An 18658-nucleotide genomic window follows, 5' to 3' on the forward strand; every position below is an offset into this window, starting at 1 on the left:
CCAGATATCTGTGGATTGCATTGATCCCTGTGGGAGCGGGCTTGCCCGCGATGAGGCCGGTGCTGTCTACCGAGATTTCACCCGCCCATCCAACAACGCATCCACCACCGCCCGGGCCATCTCAACCGAATGAATCATGGCCGCGATCAGTCCGCGCTCCACGCCGCTGCCTTGCTCGGTAATTTCATCGGCGATCTGTTCGGCGCATTGCAGTAGCAAGGAAACATGCAACAGCGCATCTTCGGCGTTGACCCCTTCGCGCACGGCGAACAGCGGACGTTGCCAGCCGTCCTGGCAGCCGAAGGTGGCAATGCCGGTGGCCTTGAGGGTCTTGAGCAGGTCTTTTTCGGGGACGCCGTCGTTGATGGCTTCGCGCAGGACTTTGTTGGCGAGTTTGAGGAGAGTGAGGACGGATTGGGTGGAGTCTTCGTGGGGTGGATCAGGTACAAGCTTTTTCATGTTTGTTTACCTTAACTCTTCGTCTAGGGAAACTGCCAAACTCGCTTCCACGCGAGAAGGTGGCAGCCATGCGCGGTGTGGAAGACCGGGGTTTCTCCCTAGACACCATGGACCCGGCGCACTCGAAAGTGCTCCGCGCACAGCCGCCATAACACGAAAGAGCAGACGTCAAACATCAGCCATCGAGTAATGGGTCTAGGGAAAACTCCGGACTTCCACATCCAGGTCGCTGATTTTGCAGCGACGGATGGAGACTAGCCTTAAAGGTTTCGCAGACTCAAGCCGCTCAATGGCAAAATGGATTTTCTCGGAAATATCCTACAAATAACAGCAAAATTGAGCAAAGTTCGTAAGAAGGTCCTTCGGCCCTTATCGCTGGCAAGCCAGCTCCCACAGAGAAAGTGCATACACCTCGGTCACCTGTGGGAGCTGGCTTGCCAGCGATGACGTCGGTGCGGCCACCACAAGATGCATAAATGCGACACAAAAATGTCGTGCATCGGATAGTCCGCCCCGCAACAGTGCGTTCAGCCCCCAAATTCGGTACCCTAGCGGGCTAACTTCTGTGCCTCGCCCCCCAAAAGGGAGCAGCACGCAAAACGGGTCTGTCCCATCCGGATAGACAGCATTTCCCTCACCCATAGGGAAGTCCCCCTCTAAATTCCGATTCAGTAGTGTGGTATTTCCTTAATGAAAGTGTTGAAAGGCCAGGACATCCTGGCGCTTGGTTTTATGACGTTTGCCCTGTTCGTCGGGGCTGGCAATATCATCTTCCCTCCCATCGTCGGTTTGCAGTCCGGGCCTCATGTCTGGATGGCGGCGCTGGGCTTTCTGCTCACGGCGGTCGGTCTGCCGGTCATCACCGTGGTCGCCCTGGCCAAGGTGGGTGGCGGCATGGACGCCCTGAGCAGCCCGATCGGCAAAATCGCCGGTGGCCTGCTGGCCGCGGCCTGCTACCTGGCGGTCGGTCCGTTGTTCGCGACCCCGCGTACCGCCACTGTGTCCTTCGAGGTAGGCCTGGCACCGCTGACCGGCGAGAGCCCGCTGGCGCTGTTCCTGTACAGCTCGGTGTACTTCCTGGTGGTGTTCTTCATTTCGCTCTACCCGGGCCGTCTGCTGGACACCGTCGGACGCTTCCTGGCGCCACTGAAGATCATCGCCCTGGCGGTGCTGGGCATCGCCGCCTTCGCCTTGCCGGCAGGTGATATCGGCACCGCAACGCCTGAGTACGTCGCAGCGCCGTTTTCCCAGGGCTTCATCAATGGTTACCTGACCATGGATACCCTCGGGGCGCTGGTGTTCGGTATCGTCATCGTCAATGCCATCCGTTCGCGCGGCGTCGAGTCGCCACGCCTGATCACCCGTTACGCGATCATCGCCGGGTTGATTGCCGGTGTCGGTCTGGCGCTGGTGTATGTCAGCCTTTTCCGTCTGGGCTCGGGCAGCCATGAAGTGGCGGCGGGTGCCACCAATGGCGCGGCGGTACTGCACGCGTATGTGCAGCACACCTTCGGCTCCCTGGGCAGCGGTTTCCTCGCGGTGCTGATCGCCCTGGCGTGCCTGGTGACGGCGGTGGGCCTGACCTGCGCCTGCGCCGAGTATTTCAGCCAGGTATTGCCGCTGTCCTACAAGACTCTGGTGATCATCCTGGCGGCGTTCTCGTTGCTGGTGTCCAACCTGGGCCTGACCAAGCTGATCCAGTTCTCGATCCCGGTACTGACGGCGATCTACCCGCCGTGCATCGCCCTGGTGGCCCTGAGCTTCTGCAAGGACTTCTGGCACGAGCAGGGGCGTATCGTCGGACCGGTGATGCTGGTGTCGTTCCTGTTCGGCATGATCGACGCCCTCAAGGGTGCCGGGCTTGCCGAGTGGATGCCGGCGCAGATGTCCCATCTGCCGTTGAGCGATCAAGGCCTGGCCTGGCTGGTGCCGTCGGTCATGACCCTGTTCGTTGCGGTCGCCGTGGATCGTCTGCTGGGCAAGCGCAGCGAAGCGCTGGCCTGATGATTTTGCAGTAAGGATTCTGGCGCCCGCCACAAGCCGGTAGTCAGACACTGAAATGCCCCGTATCAATCGATCCGGGGCATTTTTTATGCGCGAGCAAGCGTGCCTTTTTCCCTGTGTTAACGTCGAAGCACTGCGTTTGAATCTCTTTGCCCGTTTGACTCCCAGGAAAATGCATGACGTTCGTTGAAAGCAATTGGCTCCATCTCGTCGCCGCGCTGTGGTTCATTGTTTGTTGGGGCGGGTACACCCGCTATGCCATCTGGAAGGGGCGCGACACGGCCTGCCTGGCCAGCGTTCTGCACCTGTATCGCGAAGACTGGATGCGCCGCATGCTGCTGCGCGACAACCGCATTGCCGATGCCAGCGTGATCGGCAACCTGGAGCGCAACGCCTCGTTCTTCGCCTCCAGTACCTTGATTATCCTGGCCGGTATTCTCACGGTGCTGGGCGCATCCGATCGTGCCTTGTCGTTGCTGGCTGACCTGCCGCTGGTGCAACAGGCTTCCCAGGGGATGTCGGAGATCAAGCTGCTGTGCCTGGCGATGGTGTTCGTCTACGCCTTCTTCACGTTCAGCTGGTGCATGCGCCAGTACAACTTTGCTGCGATATTGGTGGGGTCGGCGCCCATGGTTGGCGAGCGCCATGTCAGCGAGCTGGAGCGCAAGGCATTTGCCTTGCGGGCGGCGCGGGTGATTTCGATGGCGGCCAACCAGTTCAACTTCGGTCTGCGTTCCTATTACTTCGGCATGACCATGCTGGCCTGGTTCGTCAGTCCCTGGCTGTTCATGTTGATGAGTGCGGGTGTGGTACTGGTATTGTATCGCCGGGAGTTTCATTCCGACGTACTGGAAGTCATGGTCTATACCCCGACCGAGACACCCTTGCCCGAGGTCGGCAGGGAAATAGCCGGATGAGTATGTTCAACTGCGCAGGTTGTGATTAATAGCGAATTCGACGCTCACAAGTTTCAGCTGAGCATAATAAAGCCCGACATGATCGGGCTTTATTATGTGTAACACCACAGTCTGCGAATTACTGGGCAGGCTTGGTTTCCGGTGCCGGAGCAGGGGTGGCTGCCTCTTCAGCGCGCTTTTGCGCCGCTTCAGCCTCAGCTTTGGCAGCTTCGGCGTTTTCTTTGGCGGCGTCTTTCATCTTATCCTGAGCCTCGCCCATTTTCTCCTGGGCTTGCTCGGCATGTTTCTGCGCATCCTGAGCTTTGTTCTCGCTGGCTTTGTCACAAGCAGCAAGACCCAGGGTAGCGGCCAGCATCAAGGTATAAGCTAAAGTCTTACGCATGGGGTGTGTCTCCGTGTTTAAAGATATCTACGTGCCTTTCGAGCGTTGCAGTTCGGAATAAGTTCCATGCACGCTGCATATATATAAGTATGGGATCCATATCGACTTTTCGCTCGAATTCTGCTCTGGGGCGAAACTAAGGAAAGAGTGTCTTGAATGAATGATTTAGCGCTGCTGGCGCGTGCCGAACGATTTCTGTCGGTATTACGTCATTGTCAGAAACTGGGAATGCGCGTGCACGCGGCCAACACTGACGGCATGACACTGGTATTGCCGTACTCGCCCCAGATTGCGGGCGACGCGCAAACCGGGCTGGTCCACGGCGGTGTCCTGACCACCTTGATGGACACCACTTGCGGCATGGCGACGCTGTGCGTACTGCCGGAATTCGAGCTGTGCCCGACCCTCGACCTGCGTATCGACCACATGCACCCGGGTGAGGCGGGCAAGGATGTCTACGGCTTCGCCCAATGCTACCGGGTGTCCCGTGACGTGATCTTTACCCGGGGCTATGCCTACCAGAACGATCCGGCGCAACCCATTGCCCAGGTGGTTGGTACCTTCATGCGGCTGGGCAAGAGCATCAAGGTCGGCGTGGGTGCGCCTCTGGCAACGCTGGGAGGTGAAGCATGAATGCGCGAAACCTGCGTGAGCAGCTCAACCAGGCCCATGCCAGGGGCGACTATGCGCCATTGCTCGAGCTGATCCCCTATGCCGGGCTGATCGGCATCGAGTGCGCGCGCCAGGGTGATGAGCTGCTGTTTCGCTTGCCGGCCAACCCGGACAATGTCGGCAATCCCATCCTGCCGGCGATTCATGGCGGGGTGATTGCCGGTTTCATGGAGTTGGCCGCGCTGCTGCACGTGATGGTGTTTACCGGTACGGGGTCGATACCCAAGATCATCGATTTTTCCATCGACTACCTGCGCGCCGGTCACGTGCGCGACACCTACGCGCGTTGCCAGTTGTGGCGCCAGGGCCGGCGCGTGACCAACGTGGCGATCACCGCCTGGCAGGGCGTGGAGGCCGAGCCGATTGCCACGGCCCGGGCACATTTCAAGATCGAAGAACCGACCGACACTTGAAATCCCGGAGCCTGCCCCCATCTCGATGTCATCCCGCCGCACGTTGGCAGGCGAAGGACCATTCGGCCCGTCTGCCGTGCGGCTTATGCCATCTGATTGGAGTTTGATGACCATGAGTGTGGAAACTCAAAAAGAAACCCTGGGCTTCCAGACCGAGGTGAAGCAGCTGTTGCACCTCATGATCCATTCGCTGTATTCCAACAAGGAAATCTTCCTTCGCGAATTGATCTCCAACGCCTCCGACGCGGTCGACAAGCTTCGTTTCGAAGCCTTGGCCAAACCAGAATTGCTCGAAGGCGGCGCGGAGCTGAAAATCCGCGTCAGCTTCGATAAAGACGCCAACACCGTCACCCTCGAAGACAACGGCATCGGCATGAGCCGCGAGGACGTGATCACGCACCTGGGCACCATCGCCAAGTCCGGCACCGCCGACTTCATGAAGCACCTGAGCGGCGACCAGAAAAAGGATTCGCACCTGATCGGCCAGTTCGGCGTGGGCTTCTACTCGGCCTTCATCGTCGCCGACAAGGTCGACGTGTTCAGCCGCCGTGCCGGTCAGTCCGCAGCCGAGGGTGTGCACTGGTCCTCCAAAGGCGAGGGTGAGTTCGACGTCGCCACCATCGACAAGGCCGAGCGCGGTACCCGCATCGTCCTGCACCTGAAAAAGGGCGAAGAAGAGTTCGCCGATGGCTGGCGCCTGCGCAACATCGTCAAGAAGTACTCCGACCACATCGCTTTGCCGATCGAGCTGCCGAAAGAACAGGCCGCTGCCGAGGGTGAAGAGAAGCCCGCGCAGGAATGGGAAACCGTCAACCGCGCCAGTGCCCTGTGGACCCGTCCGCGTACCGAGATCAAGGACGAGGAATACCAGGAGTTCTACAAGCACATCGCCCACGATTTCGAGAACCCACTGAGCTGGAGCCACAACAAGGTCGAAGGCAAGCTGGAATACAACTCGCTGCTCTACGTGCCGGCCCGTGCACCGTTCGACCTGTACCAGCGTGAAGCGCCGCGCGGCCTGAAGCTGTACGTGCAGCGCGTGTTCGTGATGGACCAGGCCGAATCCTTCCTGCCGCTGTACCTGCGCTTCATCAAGGGCGTGGTCGATTCCAATGACCTGTCGCTGAACGTCTCGCGGGAAATCCTGCAGAAAGACCCGATCATCGACTCCATGAAGTCGGCCCTGACCAAGCGCGTGCTGGACATGCTCGAGAAGCTGGCCAAGAACGATCCTGAGCAGTACAAGGGCTTCTGGAAGAACTTTGGCCAGGTCCTCAAGGAAGGCCCGGCCGAAGACTTCGCCAACAAGGAAAAAATCGCCGGCCTGCTGCGCTTCGCATCGACTTCGGACGATAGCGGCGAGCAGAGTGTTTCTCTGGCCGATTACCTGGCGCGTGCCAAGGAAGGTCAGGACAAGATCTACTTCCTTACCGGTGAATCCTACGCGCAGGTCAAGAACAGCCCGCATCTGGAAGTCTTCCGCAAGAAAGGCATCGAGGTCCTGCTGCTGACCGACCGTATCGACGAGTGGCTGATGAGCTACCTCAGCGACTTCGACGGCAAGGGCTTTGTCGACGTGGCCCGTGGTGACCTGGACCTGGGCAAGCTGGACTCCGAAGAGGACAAGAAAGCCCAGGAAGAAGTCGCCAAGGACAAGGAAGGCCTGGTCGAACGCCTGAAAACCGTGCTGGGTGATTCGGTCAGCGAAGTGCGCGTGTCCCATCGCCTCACCGATTCGCCGGCCATCCTGGCCATCGGTGAACAGGACCTGGGCCTGCAGATGCGCCAGATCCTCGAAGCGAGCGGGCAGAAAGTGCCGGACTCCAAGCCGATCTTCGAATTCAACCCGGCCCACCCGCTGATCGAGAAGCTGGATAACGAGCAGAGCGAAGACCGTTTCGCCGACTTCTCGCACATCCTCTTCGACCAAGCCGCGCTGGCGGCCGGTGACAGCCTGAAGGATCCGGCGGCCTATGTCCGTCGTCTGAACAAGCTGCTGGTTGAGCTATCGGTTTAAGCTGTTGTAGAAAAGCCCGCTTCGGCGGGCTTTTTCATTTCTGATCCATTGCATGAGGGGAGTGGGGCATGAGCGCAGTGACTATCGAATCGCTGGTCTATCAGATTGACGGCAAGCCCTATGAAAGCCGCCTGGTGTTCGACGCCGATATCTCGTCGCCACGTCCAGGTCTGTTGATGGCACCGAACTGGATGGGTGTCGGCGCAGGTGCCGAGCGCATCGCCCAGGCGGTAGCGGCCAAGGGTTACGTGGTATTGATTGCCGACCTCTATGGTCAGGCCGTGCGACCGCAGGACGGTGATCAGGCGGGCGCGGCGATGATGCCGCTCAAGAACGACCGCGCCGAGTTGCGCAAGCGCATGCAGGCGGCCCTGGCGCAATTGCAGGGGCAGGGCAAGGCGGCAGTCGACAAGGCGCAGTTGGCGACCTTCGGCTTCTGTTTTGGTGGTTGCTGCGCCCTGGAGCTGGCGCGCACCGGTGTGCCACTGAAGGCGGCGGTGTCGTTCCACGGTACGCTGGATACGCCGAACCCGGCCGACGCGAAAAACATCAAGGGCTCGGTGCTGGTGCTGCACGGCGCAAGCGACCCGCTGGTGCCCAAGGAACAACTGCCGGCGTTCGAGGATGAGATGAATGCGGCGGGTGTCGATTGGCAGCTGCTCAGCTATGGCGGGGCGGTGCATTCGTTTACTGATCCTGCAGCGAACAAGCCGGGGATGATGATGTACGACGCCAGGACGGCGGGGCGGGCGTTTCAGGCGATGCATAATTTGCTGGAAGAAGTGTTTAAAGGTTGATGATCTCGTTCCCACGCTCTGCGTGGGAACGAGGGCTAACTGTCATCACTGTGTCATCCCAGTGTCATAGCCTCGCGCCATCCATTTCCAGGAGCGCACTATGCACTTGTTCCGTTTCACCACCCTGGCCGCAATGATGCTGGCCAGCGGCCTGGCCACCGCCGAAGTTCGCATCGAAGGCCCCGTCGAATACGGCGTGTTCGCCACCCAGTACAAAGACTTCCAGCCCGGTGAGCGCGTGCTCACGCAAAGCAATCAGACCATCGAACACACCGACACGGTGCCGGCAAAGCTGGGGACCAAGTTTGGCTTGCGCTACAAACTGGAAGGCAAGGTGGCGGACGACACGCCGCTGACGCTGCTGTATCTCACGCCTGGGGTGACGACGCCGGATGGCAAGCGCCATGACAAGTTCGTGGTGGAGCAGAAGCTGGTGCCGGGGGCGCCGCAGGATGTGATGGCCTATGAATTTACCGAGGCTCATGAGGTGGTGGCGGGGGAGTGGCAGTTCATGGTGTTTCAGGGGGATCGGTTGTTGGCGCAGAAGCGGTTTACGGTCAGGTAAAGCTGCGACCGCTTTGCGGTCGATCGCGGGCAAGCCCGCTCCCACAGGGGGATTGCGGCGTACATAACTCCTCTGTGGGAGCTGGCTTGCCAGCGATGAGGCCCTCAAATACGCCACAAACAAAAACGCCCCGAACCAGTCGGGGCGTTTTCACATAAAGGTCAACGACCCTTACTTGCCAGTCCAGCGCTTGAGCACCAGGGTGGCGTTGGTGCCGCCGAAACCGAAGCTGTTGCTCATCACGGTATCGATCTTGGCATTCTCGACGGTCTTGGTCTGGATCGGCAGGTCAGCAACCGCCGGGTCCAGTTCGTCGATGTTGGCGGAGCCGGCAATGAAGTTGCCTTCCATCATCAGCATGCAGTAGATCGCTTCGTGAACGCCGGCGGCGCCCAGGGAGTGACCCGACAGGCTCTTGGTGGAGCTGATGGCCGGAGCCTTGTCGCCGAAGACTTCGCGCACGCCCTTGATCTCGGCCACGTCGCCAACCGGCGTCGAGGTGCCGTGGGTGTTCAGGTAGTCGATCGGGGTGTCGACGGTGGACATTGCCATCTGCATGCAGCGGATCGCGCCTTCGCCGCTCGGGGCGACCATGTCGTAGCCGTCGGACGTCGCGCCGTAGCCAACGATTTCGGCGTAGATCTTCGCGCCACGGGCCAGAGCGTGTTCCAGCTCTTCGACCACGACCATGCCGCCACCGCCGGCGATGACGAAACCGTCACGCTTGTTGTCGTAGGCGCGGGAGGCCTTTTCCGGGGTGTCGTTGTACTGGCTGGACAGTGCGCCCATGGCGTCGAACAGGAACGATTGGCTCCAGTGCTCTTCTTCACCGCCGCCGGCGAAAACGATGTCCTGCTTGCCCATCTGGATCTGTTCCATGGCGGTACCGATGCAGTGAGCACTGGTGGCGCAGGCAGAAGCGATGGAGTAGTTCAGGCCCTTGATCTTGAACGGCGTGGCCAGGCAGGCCGAAACGGTGCTGCTCATGGTCCGCGTGACGCGGTATGGGCCGACGCGCTTGACGCCTTTTTCGCGCAGGATGTCCAGCGCTTCCATCTGGTTCAGGGTCGATGCGCCGCCGGAGCCGGCGATCAGGCCGGTGCGCGGGTTGGACACCTGCTCTTCGGTCAGGCCCGAATCCTTGATCGCATCCTGCATTGCCAGGTAGGCGTAGGCAGCGGCGTGGCCGACGAAGCGGAACACCTTGCGGTCGATCAGTTCTTCGAGGTTGAGGTCAATGGAGCCGGAAACCTGGCTGCGCAGACCCATTTCGGCATATTCCGGGTTGAAACGGATGCCAGGGCGGCTTGCACGCAGGTTTGCGGAGACGGTCTCTTTGTCATTGCCCAGGCACGAAACGATGCCCAGACCAGTGATAACGACGCGGCGCATGCGGATAACCCTTAGAAATTGTCAGTGGAGGTGAAGACGCCGACCCGAAGGCCTTCGGCGGTGTAGATCTCGCGGCCGTCGACGCTGACCGAGCCATCGGCGATGGCCATGTTCAGCTTGCCCTTCAGGACGCGCTTGATATGAATGTTATAGGTAACTTTGCTGGCGCTCGGCAGTACCTGGCCGAAGAATTTCACTTCGCCCGAACCCAGCGCCCGGCCACGGCCCGGCAGGCCTTGCCAGCCGAGGAAGAAACCTACCAGCTGCCACATGGCATCGAGGCCCAGGCAGCCCGGCATCACCGGGTCACCTTCGAAGTGGCAGGCGAAGAACCACAGGTCCGGCGTGATATCAAGCTCGGCGACCAATTCACCTTTGCCGTACTTGCCACCCTCGGCACTGATGTGGGTGATGCGATCGACCATCAGCATGTTCGGGGCGGGCAGTTGCGCGTTACCTTGGCCGAACAGCTCACCGCGACTGCAGCGCAACAGGTCTTCCCGGGTAAAGGCGTTTTGTTTGGTCATGCGAGCTCCTCAATAGTCCCTGTGCGGCAGGGGGCAAATCTTCCCGGCCGACTCGAAAGCCAAAGGCTTTGAGGCGGCAGCCTACACATAGACTATTGCGTTGTAGTGAAAGTCACAGCACAGAGGACGAGAAGTACACTTGTGCACTGAAATTATTATTTGGGAGGCGTCGACAGCCCGATCCAGCCTCTTAGACTGCCGCACTTTAGCATTTATCGCCAGCCAAGGCTCGCTCTCCGGGCACCCAGCGCTGCAGAATTTGCTGTAAATCCGTCCGTTTGAACGGCTTGGCCAGATAATCGTTCATTCCCGCCTTGAGGCAGCGCTCGCGGTCGCCCTGCAAGGCATTGGCGGTCAAGGCAATAATCGGCAGCCAGCCGGTGCCGGGCAGCTCACGAATGCGCTCGGTGGCCTGATAGCCGTCGACGATCGGTAGTCGGCAGTCCATCAAGACGGCAGCGAAGCTGTGTTCCCTGACCTGATCGATGGCCTGGGCGCCGTCGCCCACCACGCAGACGTTGAAGCCCAGGCTGCGCAGCATCGCCTCGATCACCGCCTGATTGACCGGGTTGTCTTCCACCAGCAGGATGCGCCGGCCCTGGCCATTCTCGCTCAAGGTGGTGTGAGTCACCTTCGGCAATGAAGGCTGTTCGCCCAGGGCCAGGGGCATTTCCAGGGTGAACACCGAGCCACGGTTTTCTTCGCTTTGCGCGCGCAGGGTGCCGCCCATGCGTTCGGCCAGGGTGCGGGCGATCGACAGGCCCAGGCCCGTGCCCCCGTAACGGCGGGAGATGGAACTGTCGGCCTGCTGGAAGGCGACGAACATCATCTCCAGGCGCTCGGGGCTGATGCCGATGCCGGTGTCGCGGATCGTGCAGGTGAACCAGATCAGTTGATGATCCAGTACCTGCCAGTGGGGCTCGATGCTGACGCTGCCGGCCTCGGTGAATTTCAGCGCATTGCCGATCAGGTTGACCAGAACCTGGCGGATCCGGGTCGGGTCGCCTTCGACGTGCAACTGCTCGAACCCCGGCGGTGTCTGCAGGCTCAGTGCCAGGCCGCGCTGCTGGGCGCTGTGGGCGAAGGCCTGGGCGCAGCTGTTGATCAGCTCGGCAAGATTGAACGGAATGTGTTCGAGCTCCAGTGTCGTGCGCTCGATGCGCGAGAAATCCAGAATGTCATTGATCACCTTGAGCAGGTGTTCGGTCGATTCGGTGGCCAGGGCGGTGTACTCGCTCTGTTCATCGCTCATGGCGGTGGTTTCGAGCAGCTGCAGCATGCCCAGGACGCCGTTCATGGGCGTGCGCAGTTCATGGCTCATCATGGCCAGGAATTCCGACTTGGCGTTGTTGGCGCGCTCGGCTTCCTCGCGGGTCTTGATCAACTGCGCCATGGCGCTCTGTTGCTCATGGCTGGCCTGCTCCAGGCCCTGTGCCAGGTTATTGATGTGCTGGGCCAGATCGCCCAGCTCGGCATCGTCGACGATCGGCAGCGGCGCCTTGAAATCGCCTTCCTGGATCGCCTTGACCGCATGGCCCATGTCGCTGATCGGCTTGGACAGGCTCAAGGCCAGACGCCGGGCCAGCCAGAAGGTGAACAGCAGGGCGAACAACGCCAGGATGGCCGCCTTGAACAGGATTTCCTGCTGGCGCTGGTTGAAGGCGTCATTGGACATGCCGACGATCACGCGCCCCAGATAATCTTCGGCGGTGTTGGGCAGGGGCTGACTGGCGCCTTGCAAGAAGTCGTTCTGCAGTTTTATTCGCTGCAGGCGAATGGGCGCCTGGAACACCTCGACCAATTGTGCGTGCGTTTGAGCTGCCCCGGGTTGCTCGACCGACACCAGGGTATGGTTGGCGTTGTCCTGAACCTCGAGAAAACGCACATGGGGAATGGCCATGGTCGCGCGCATCAGGCTTTCCAGCACTTCGTTGTTGCCGGAAATCACCCCGTATTCGGACGCCGGTGCCAGCTGATTGGCGATCAGCTGGCCGGTGTGGTTCATTTCCTGGTGCAGGTCCTGCAGGCGCACGAAGGTAAAGAAGCTGATCAGCAGCAGCGTCAACAGCAGCGCCGGGCCCAGGCAGAGGATCTGCGTGCGGGTGTGGATGTCCCAGCTCAGGCGCAGGCTCATGGGCGGGTTTCTCCTTTGGCCAGGGCGTTGGCGACGGCCAGCTCGTCGATCGGTTCGATGTCGAGCGAGCGGGCGACTTGCGCGTTGCTCGCCACTTTGAAGCGGTTGGGGTACAGCGTGCGCGGCCAACTGGCGGGAGGGCGGTCGAGCAAATCATCGACGATGGCCAGCCAGTCGGCCTGGTCGCTGTAGGTACTGGCCAGGCTGCCGGCCTTGACGAAGGCGGCATTGGGACCGATCAGCGCCCGTTTCCCGGCGTAGCTGCTGAGCAGCAGGCTTTTCGCGGTCTTGGGGTTGTACAGGTCCGCATCGTCCAGGCCCAGCAGTACATCGCATTCTCCGAGCAGTGTTTGCACGGCGTGATTGTCCGTGGTGTCGGTCCAGAACTGAGTGACGATTTCCAGCCCCAGGGGAGCGGCCGCCTTGCGCAATTCATCCAGCAGAAATGCACTGTTGCGCCCATAAAGCACGCCGATGCGCCTGGCTGCTGGCAGAATCATGCGCGCCAGATTCACCTGGCGGGACAATGGCGGGTCGCTCCACAGCAGGCTCAACCGGCCCGGGCGGTAGCTGCCCAGGCGTTGCCTGGCCTGGATCCGGCTGATGCGCATCACCAGGGTCGACGGCCCCCGGGCCTCCTGCAAGCGCCAGTCCAGGCTGGGTCCGTCGAGCAGGATCAACCGCGTGGCGTCGGGCAGCCGCCCGGGCACCGGCAGGTCCGCGAGCAATCTGAAATGGACCTGATCCTGGGGGCGCCGCTTGCTCAGTTCCGCGGTGAAGGCGCGTATGCCTGGACTGTCTTCGATGGCGGTAAGCAACACATCGGCAGCATGCACGGAAGAGGCCAGCAGCAGGCTCACCACGCTCAGCCAGAACAGACATCGACTCAGGACCATGCTAGAACGCCAGATGTTAAATGAGGTATGACTTCCAGCCGCGCATGGTAACCGAGGTGTCAGACATTTCCAGCCGCTGAATCGGTCATACCCACTGGTCGACGCAGTATCGCACCGTATAATGCAAGGCATCGCCACTTTTATTGGTTTTAATGGATTGGATATGACTGAACAGCAGCCTGTTGCAGTTCTTGGAGGGGGTAGTTTCGGTACCGCCGTGGCGAATCTGCTGGCAGAGAACGGCCTGGGCGTGCGGCAGTGGATGCGCGACCCCGAACAGGCCGAGGCGATGCGCACTCATCGCGAAAATCCGCGCTACCTCAAGGGCATCAAGGTGCACGCCGGGGTCGAGCCTGTCACCGATCTGCTGGCGACCTTGCAGGCCTGCGACCTGATCTTCGTCGCCCTGCCGTCCAGCGCGTTGCGCGCAGTGCTGGCGCCCCATGCCGACTGCCTCAAGGGCAAGCTGCTGGTCAGCCTGACCAAGGGCATCGAAGCGCACACTTTCAAGCTGATGAGCGAAATCCTCCAGGAAATCGCCCCGGATGCCCGCATCGGCGTGCTTTCGGGCCCCAACCTGGCCCGTGAAGTGGCCGAGCACGCGTTGACCGCAACGGTGGTCGCCAGCGAAGACGACGAACTCTGCCAGCGCGTCCAGGAGGCCCTGCACGGGCGCACCTTCCGGGTCTACGCCAGCAACGACCGCTTCGGCGTCGAGCTGGGCGGTGCCTTGAAGAACGTCTACGCCATCATCGCCGGCATGGCGGTGGCCCTGGGCATGGGCGAGAACACCAAGAGCATGCTGATTACCCGCGCCCTGGCGGAAATGACCCGCTTTGCCGTGAGCCTGGGCGCCAACCCCATGACGTTCCTGGGGCTGGCCGGGGTCGGCGACCTGATCGTTACCTGTTCCTCGCCCAAGAGCCGCAATTACCAGGTCGGGTTCGCCCTGGGCGAAGGCCTGAGCCTGGAAGAGGCGGTCACCCGGCTTGGCGAAGTGGCCGAAGGCGTCAACACCCTCAAGGTACTCAAGGCCAGGGCCCAGGAGCTGCAGGTGTACATGCCGCTGGTCGCGGGTTTGCATGCGATCCTGTTCGAAGGGCGCACCCTCAATCAGGTGATCGAGCTGCTGATGCGCGGCGAGCCGAAAACCGATGTCGATTTCATTTCCACCAGCGGTTTCATTTGAGTCTCAAGGAGCAGGGCATGAATCAATCCACGCAAGAACGTGAATCCATCGTATTGCGCATCCTCTGGATGCTGGTCTTCCTGCTGATCTGGCAAGTGGCGCAAACCCTGTTGGGTGTCGTGGTACTGGTGCAGGTGGTGTATCGCCTGTTCTACGGTGCACCGAGCGCCAGCCTGATGAACTTCGGCGACAGCCTCAGCCAGTTCCTGGCCCAGATCGGCCGTTTCGGCAGCTTCCACAGCGACCAGAAGCCCTGGCCGTTTGCCGACTGGCCGACCCCGCGCGCACCGGAAGGCGAGGCCGCCCATCAAGTGCCGCCGGCCGCGCACCCGGTGCGCGACGAGGAACCCAAGCTATGAAACTCTGGGTGCTGCGCCACGGTCAGGCCGAGCCGCAAACCCGCACCGATGCCGAGCGCGAGCTGACCGCCCACGGTCGCGAAGAGGTGTTGCGCAGTGCGGCGAAGCTGCTGGGGCAACCACTCGATGCCATCTACGCCAGCCCCTTCGTGCGCACCCGGCAGACCGCCGAACTGGTGCGCGAAGCCCTGGGCCTGGACGAACCGGCAAGACTGGTGCCCTGGCTGATCGGCGATACCGATCCGAAGGCGATCATTGCCGAACTGGACGACCTGGAAAAAGCGGGCCTCAAGCATGTGCTGCTGGTCAGCCACCAGCCCCTGGTGAGCCTGTTGATCGGGCTGCTCGAAGACGGGCAGTCCCGCGAACTCCCCAGCATGCACACCGCCAGTCTGGCCGAGCTCGAAGGTGACTGGGCCATGGCCGGGGCCATGCGCCTGTGCGGTATCAGCCACCCTGAGGGCTCGGGTCATCGATAGCTGATGGTGAAGTTCAGTGCGCCCTCGGCCCGGCCCGGGCGCACGGTGGCTTCGGTCTGGTAGAAGCGGGCCTGGAACGGCAGCACCGTATCGCCTGACGGCGAGAGCTGGATGACTGGCACATCGGTATTCAAGGTGACCGGTGTCATACCGTCGCCTTGCAACATCTGGATCCCCAACCCTTCTGCCGTCGAGTCACTGGTCAGGCTGAACAGGCCGCGATCGGGTTCGATGGGCAGTGAGCCGCGAGCACCCTCCAGGCGGATATGCGCGCGGGCGACGCTGCCGTTGGGATCGTCTTCGCAGTTGTTCAGGGTGATCTGAAAGGGCACCGGCGCGGTGGTAAAACCCGGGCCCGTGAAGTCGCCCAGGTCCCACTCGCCCAACTGCACCGGGTCAGCGCTTACGGCGCGGCTGGTCAGGCTGCATTGGGCCTGGATCACCGTCCCGGTCAAATGATAACCAAAAGCCCTGCCGACATCGGTGAACGTCCCGCTGAACAGCTCTCGCCCGTCCAGTGCTTGTGGCCCCGCCGCGATGGGTCCGGTTTTGACCAGTGTGACGTAGCTGCGGATGACCGCCAAGGGGATGAAGGTGGCGCCGGCATGCTGTTCATGAAACCCGTCGAAGGGGACGGTCGGTGAGCCATTGGGGACGAAGGCGTTGCTGGCCCTGCCGTCGAAGGGATGCTGCAAACGTATGCGCACGCCGATGCCGGGTATGTTGGTTTGCAGGACCTTGCCGGTGACGTCTTCGCCATTGATCGGCGGCAGGCTGCCGGGAAACACCGGTACGCTGGGGTTCACGCCCACGGTCAGGCGCACGCTGCCGTCATTCCAGCAGTACATGGTGACCCCTTGATCATTGCCGCGTTGCAGAAAGCGATCGACCGCGCCGATGGGCGTGCCGATGGGCGCATCGCGCGGTACCCAGAGCGTGCCGGCGTCCAGATTGAAGGACATTGGGCCAGGCCTGCCATCCAGCCACCAACAACCGAGCTGGTCGTCGGCCATGGCGTTGAGCGAATGGATGCTCGCGGCCAGCAGGCCCAGGCAAGTGAATAAGCGACGGGTTGCAGTCATAGCGATGTTTCCTGGTGGGCGGGCGCGAAGCACGGGCTTTCGCGCCTTTCGATGGGGGTTAGCGACAGGTCAGCGTCTGCAGGCGATAGCCCTGGGCCTGTTGCATGCTGTCCGGGTCGACGGCCAGCTGGCACTGCTGCCCGGCCTGCTCGCCCCAGCGCACGTGGAGTGTCTGTGCCTGGGCATGGGTCGCGATCAGTGCCTGACCGGCCTGGCCGACCACGGCCAGCGGGTTGCCGTCGCCATCGCTGACCTGGGCACCAAAGGGCAGGGGGCTGCCATCGGCCTGCAACCCGGTAATCACCAGGCGGGTGACCGAGCGGGCGTCGAAACGGGTCTTGACCACCGCCCCCCGGCGCGGCACCACCTGCGCCGAGCCATTGTCGATCTCGACGTCCGGCCCGAGCTGGTCGGTTTGCAGCACCACCTGATTGACCCGGTAAGGGCGCATGTGCGGCGCCAGCGCGTAACCGCGCTGGTTGGTCACGACCCCCGGTGCGTTCTCGACGCCCACGCCAGCGACGCCGGGCACTTCGACCAGGGCCGTGGTTTCGCCCAGGTACGGCCCGAGCTCGATGCCATCGGCGTGCAGCAGCACGGCACCGCTGGCGTTGAGCGACAGGTTGCGGTAGTCGCGACCCTGGGTGTAACCGGCGCCCAGGCCCGCGTAGGCGCTCTGGTAGCCCAGCGACAGGGCGCCGGATTGCTGCTGTTGCTCGTCATTGCTGACCGACGCGCGGTAGTTCAGGCGGTTGTCGTCGGCCCCGCCGCTGAGGCTGGCCCGTTGGCTATGGCGCCCGGCATTGTCCTGGAAGTCGAAGGTGGCATTGCTCGACGGACCGAAGTCCAGCGGCACCGATACACTCAGGCCGAGCAAGCGGCTGTCGCGGTTGCGGTCGTCGAGCGACTGGGAGGCGAACAGGTTGTAGCTGACATTGCGATACTGGGTGTTGAACTGGAACTGATACTGGCGCTGTTGGTCGTTGCGGTTCCAGTAGTCGTCCTGGGACAGGGTCAGGCTCAGCGAGCTGCGTTGGCCGACGTTCTGGTACACCGAGGCCTCCAGGCGGCTGCGGCGGTTGCCCTGAAACGTCGAAGGCGCGCTGCGCTGGCGCACCGCCTCGTCGAAGTCGCGGTAGCCTTCGGTGGAGTAGCGGTAACCGGCGAAGCGCAGGTTGGTGCGGGTCTGGAAGGATTTGCCGTAGCGGGCGGCGAAACTCTGGCCCTGGACCTGGCCGATCTCGTTGCCCAGTTCGCTGCGCGATTGGGTGACATCCAACGACAGCGCGCCGATCGCGCCAAAGTCCCGGGCCACGCCCAGGGTGCCGGCATGGTAGAAATCGCTGGCCAGCCAGCCGCCGTACAGGGTCGAGTTCCAGCCGCTGCCCCGGGCCAGGGTGCCTTGCCACAGCAGCGGGTCGTCCAGGTGGTCGGCGCCGTTGTAGCGGCCCAGGGCCGCGCTGTAGCGCCAGACCCCTTCACGCAACAGGTTGCCGAGGGTGGCATAGGGCTGGGTGAACCGGCGCACCTGGCCGTCGGCTTCGGTCAGGACGATTTCCAGCTCGCCGCTGCCTCCAGCCAGGCCCAGGTCGTCGATTTCATAGGGGCCGGGGGCGACGTAGGTGGAATAGATGGGGTAGCCGTTCTGCAGCACTTCGAGCTTGGCCCGGGTTTGCGCCACGCCGCGAATGATCGGCGCATAGCCTTGCAGCACGTCGGGCAGCATGCCCAGGTCCGAGGCCACCAGCACGCCCTTGAACGGCAGGCTGCGAAACACGTCGCCGCCGGTGAAGGTCTCGCCCAGGGTCAGGTTGGCGCGGGTGCCGGGCAGGTCGCGCTGGGCATAGGTGTAGGCGCGGGTCCACTGGCGGTCGCCGTCTTCGTCCTGGCGCAGGGCGTGGTTGCTGCGCAGGCGCCAGGCACCGAGGTTAACGCCGCTGTTGAGGTACAGGTCCTGGCTGCTGCTGTTGCCCCGGGTACGGCTGCTGTTGTGCTGGGCCGAGGCCTGGTAATTGATGAAGGCGGCATTGATGCCGTAGTCCCAGCGCTCGGGGTCGACGTAACCGACCACGTCCCGGCGCAGGGCGATTTGCGGGATGGAGATCGACAACAGCAACTGGCCGCTGTCGAACGCCATCTGGGCACCGGGCACGAACGCCGGCAGGTCGACGCAGCTGACCGACGCCGGCAGCGGCTCGGCCAGGCTGTCGAGCTTGAGCCCCATTTCGCCGAGCAGTTCGGCGCTCAGGCAAGGCTGCAGGCCGGTGCCATCCGCGCCTTCGCTGAAGTCGATCTCGCGCTGGCCGAAATCGCTGAGGTTGACCTGGATCTCGACCCGGTAGCGCCCGGCGGCCAGTTCATTGCTGCTGCCCAG

At 62.1% G+C, this 18658-nt stretch carries 18 protein-coding genes; 10 read left to right on the forward strand and 8 right to left on the reverse strand.

Features of this window, described 5'->3' with window-relative positions; genetic code table 11:
* Window positions 1-66: 66 nt before the first annotated feature.
* The gene (locus F2S13_RS27220) at window positions 67-459 is read right to left on the reverse strand and encodes a DUF6124 family protein (RefSeq protein ID WP_166366790.1); all 393 of its coding nucleotides are present in this window, start codon (window positions 457-459) and stop codon (window positions 67-69) included.
* A 690-nt stretch (window positions 460-1149) separates the two neighbouring features.
* Between F2S13_RS27220 and brnQ the strand changes: the two genes are divergently transcribed.
* Window positions 1150-2463 carry a branched-chain amino acid transport system II carrier protein gene (gene brnQ / locus F2S13_RS27225; RefSeq protein ID WP_166366792.1) on the forward strand — a complete coding sequence of 438 codons (1314 nt, stop codon included), beginning with the start codon at window positions 1150-1152 and terminating at the stop codon, window positions 2461-2463.
* Between the two features lie 176 nt (window positions 2464-2639).
* Window positions 2640-3380 carry a DUF599 domain-containing protein gene (locus F2S13_RS27230; RefSeq protein ID WP_166366794.1) on the forward strand — a complete coding sequence of 247 codons (741 nt, stop codon included), beginning with the start codon at window positions 2640-2642 and terminating at the stop codon, window positions 3378-3380.
* A 118-nt stretch (window positions 3381-3498) separates the two neighbouring features.
* Here F2S13_RS27230 and F2S13_RS27235 read toward each other — a convergent pair whose 3' ends face one another.
* Window positions 3499-3762, reverse strand: a complete 264-nt coding sequence (locus tag F2S13_RS27235; RefSeq protein ID WP_166366796.1) for a hypothetical protein — start codon at window positions 3760-3762, stop codon at window positions 3499-3501.
* A 156-nt stretch (window positions 3763-3918) separates the two neighbouring features.
* On the opposite strand from F2S13_RS27235, the gene F2S13_RS27240 reads away from it, so the two are divergent.
* The 5 genes from F2S13_RS27240 to F2S13_RS27260 all read left to right on the forward strand — a co-directional run bounded on the left by F2S13_RS27240 (window position 3919) and on the right by F2S13_RS27260 (window position 8226).
* Window positions 3919-4395, forward strand: a complete 477-nt coding sequence (locus tag F2S13_RS27240; protein WP_166366798.1) for a PaaI family thioesterase — start codon at window positions 3919-3921, stop codon at window positions 4393-4395.
* The gene (locus F2S13_RS27245) at window positions 4392-4847 is read left to right on the forward strand and encodes a PaaI family thioesterase (protein ID WP_166366800.1); all 456 of its coding nucleotides are present in this window, start codon (window positions 4392-4394) and stop codon (window positions 4845-4847) included. Before F2S13_RS27240 ends, F2S13_RS27245 begins: the two co-directional genes overlap by 4 nt.
* A 112-nt stretch (window positions 4848-4959) precedes the next feature.
* Entirely contained in the window at window positions 4960-6864 is a 1905-nt protein-coding gene (gene htpG, locus F2S13_RS27250) for a molecular chaperone HtpG (RefSeq protein WP_166366802.1), read from the forward strand.
* Between the two features lie 68 nt (window positions 6865-6932).
* Window positions 6933-7661, forward strand: coding sequence for a dienelactone hydrolase family protein (locus F2S13_RS27255; RefSeq protein ID WP_166366804.1), 729 nt, complete (start codon window positions 6933-6935; stop codon window positions 7659-7661).
* 100 nt (window positions 7662-7761) lie between these two features.
* The gene (locus F2S13_RS27260; protein WP_166366806.1) at window positions 7762-8226 is read left to right on the forward strand and encodes a DUF3859 domain-containing protein; all 465 of its coding nucleotides are present in this window, start codon (window positions 7762-7764) and stop codon (window positions 8224-8226) included.
* Between the two features lie 171 nt (window positions 8227-8397).
* On the opposite strand, the gene fabB is transcribed toward F2S13_RS27260, so the two are convergent.
* The 4 genes from fabB to F2S13_RS27280 all read right to left on the reverse strand — a co-directional run bounded on the left by fabB (window position 8398) and on the right by F2S13_RS27280 (window position 13175).
* On the reverse strand, window positions 8398-9618 hold the full coding sequence (gene fabB / locus F2S13_RS27265; protein ID WP_166366808.1) for a beta-ketoacyl-ACP synthase I: 1221 nt from the start codon (window positions 9616-9618) through the stop codon (window positions 8398-8400).
* Window positions 9619-9629: 11 nt separating this feature from the next.
* Window positions 9630-10145, reverse strand: coding sequence for a 3-hydroxyacyl-[acyl-carrier-protein] dehydratase FabA (gene fabA, locus F2S13_RS27270; protein WP_166366810.1), 516 nt, complete (start codon window positions 10143-10145; stop codon window positions 9630-9632).
* Between the two features lie 205 nt (window positions 10146-10350).
* Window positions 10351-12279, reverse strand: a complete 1929-nt coding sequence (locus F2S13_RS27275; RefSeq protein ID WP_166366812.1) for an ATP-binding protein — start codon at window positions 12277-12279, stop codon at window positions 10351-10353.
* Window positions 12276-13175, reverse strand: a complete 900-nt coding sequence (locus F2S13_RS27280; protein WP_166366814.1) for an ABC transporter substrate-binding protein — start codon at window positions 13173-13175, stop codon at window positions 12276-12278. Before F2S13_RS27280 ends, F2S13_RS27275 begins: the two co-directional genes overlap by 4 nt.
* A gap of 163 nt (window positions 13176-13338) precedes the next feature.
* Between F2S13_RS27280 and F2S13_RS27285 the strand changes: the two genes are divergently transcribed.
* Genes F2S13_RS27285 through sixA form a run of 3 tightly spaced genes read left to right on the forward strand, consistent with a single transcriptional unit; the run spans window position 13339 to window position 15202 of the window.
* The gene (locus tag F2S13_RS27285; RefSeq protein ID WP_166366816.1) at window positions 13339-14364 is read left to right on the forward strand and encodes an NAD(P)H-dependent glycerol-3-phosphate dehydrogenase; all 1026 of its coding nucleotides are present in this window, start codon (window positions 13339-13341) and stop codon (window positions 14362-14364) included.
* Between the two features lie 17 nt (window positions 14365-14381).
* A complete protein-coding gene (locus F2S13_RS27290; RefSeq protein ID WP_166366818.1) occupies window positions 14382-14723 on the forward strand; it encodes a DUF4389 domain-containing protein in 342 nt (113 codons plus the stop codon).
* The gene (gene sixA / locus F2S13_RS27295) at window positions 14720-15202 is read left to right on the forward strand and encodes a phosphohistidine phosphatase SixA (protein WP_166366820.1); all 483 of its coding nucleotides are present in this window, start codon (window positions 14720-14722) and stop codon (window positions 15200-15202) included. Before F2S13_RS27290 ends, sixA begins: the two co-directional genes overlap by 4 nt.
* On the opposite strand, the gene F2S13_RS27300 is transcribed toward sixA, so the two are convergent.
* The gene (locus tag F2S13_RS27300) at window positions 15193-16284 is read right to left on the reverse strand and encodes a fimbrial protein (protein WP_166366822.1); all 1092 of its coding nucleotides are present in this window, start codon (window positions 16282-16284) and stop codon (window positions 15193-15195) included. The two genes, sixA and F2S13_RS27300, sit on opposite strands and share 10 nt — an antisense overlap.
* Window positions 16285-16342: 58 nt before the next feature.
* On the reverse strand, window positions 16343-18658 hold the full coding sequence (locus tag F2S13_RS27305; protein ID WP_246238017.1) for a fimbria/pilus outer membrane usher protein: 2316 nt from the start codon (window positions 18656-18658) through the stop codon (window positions 16343-16345).

This window comes from Pseudomonas akapageensis (assembly GCF_011355085.1).
GTDB classification, from domain to species: domain Bacteria; phylum Pseudomonadota; class Gammaproteobacteria; order Pseudomonadales; family Pseudomonadaceae; genus Aquipseudomonas; species Aquipseudomonas akapageensis.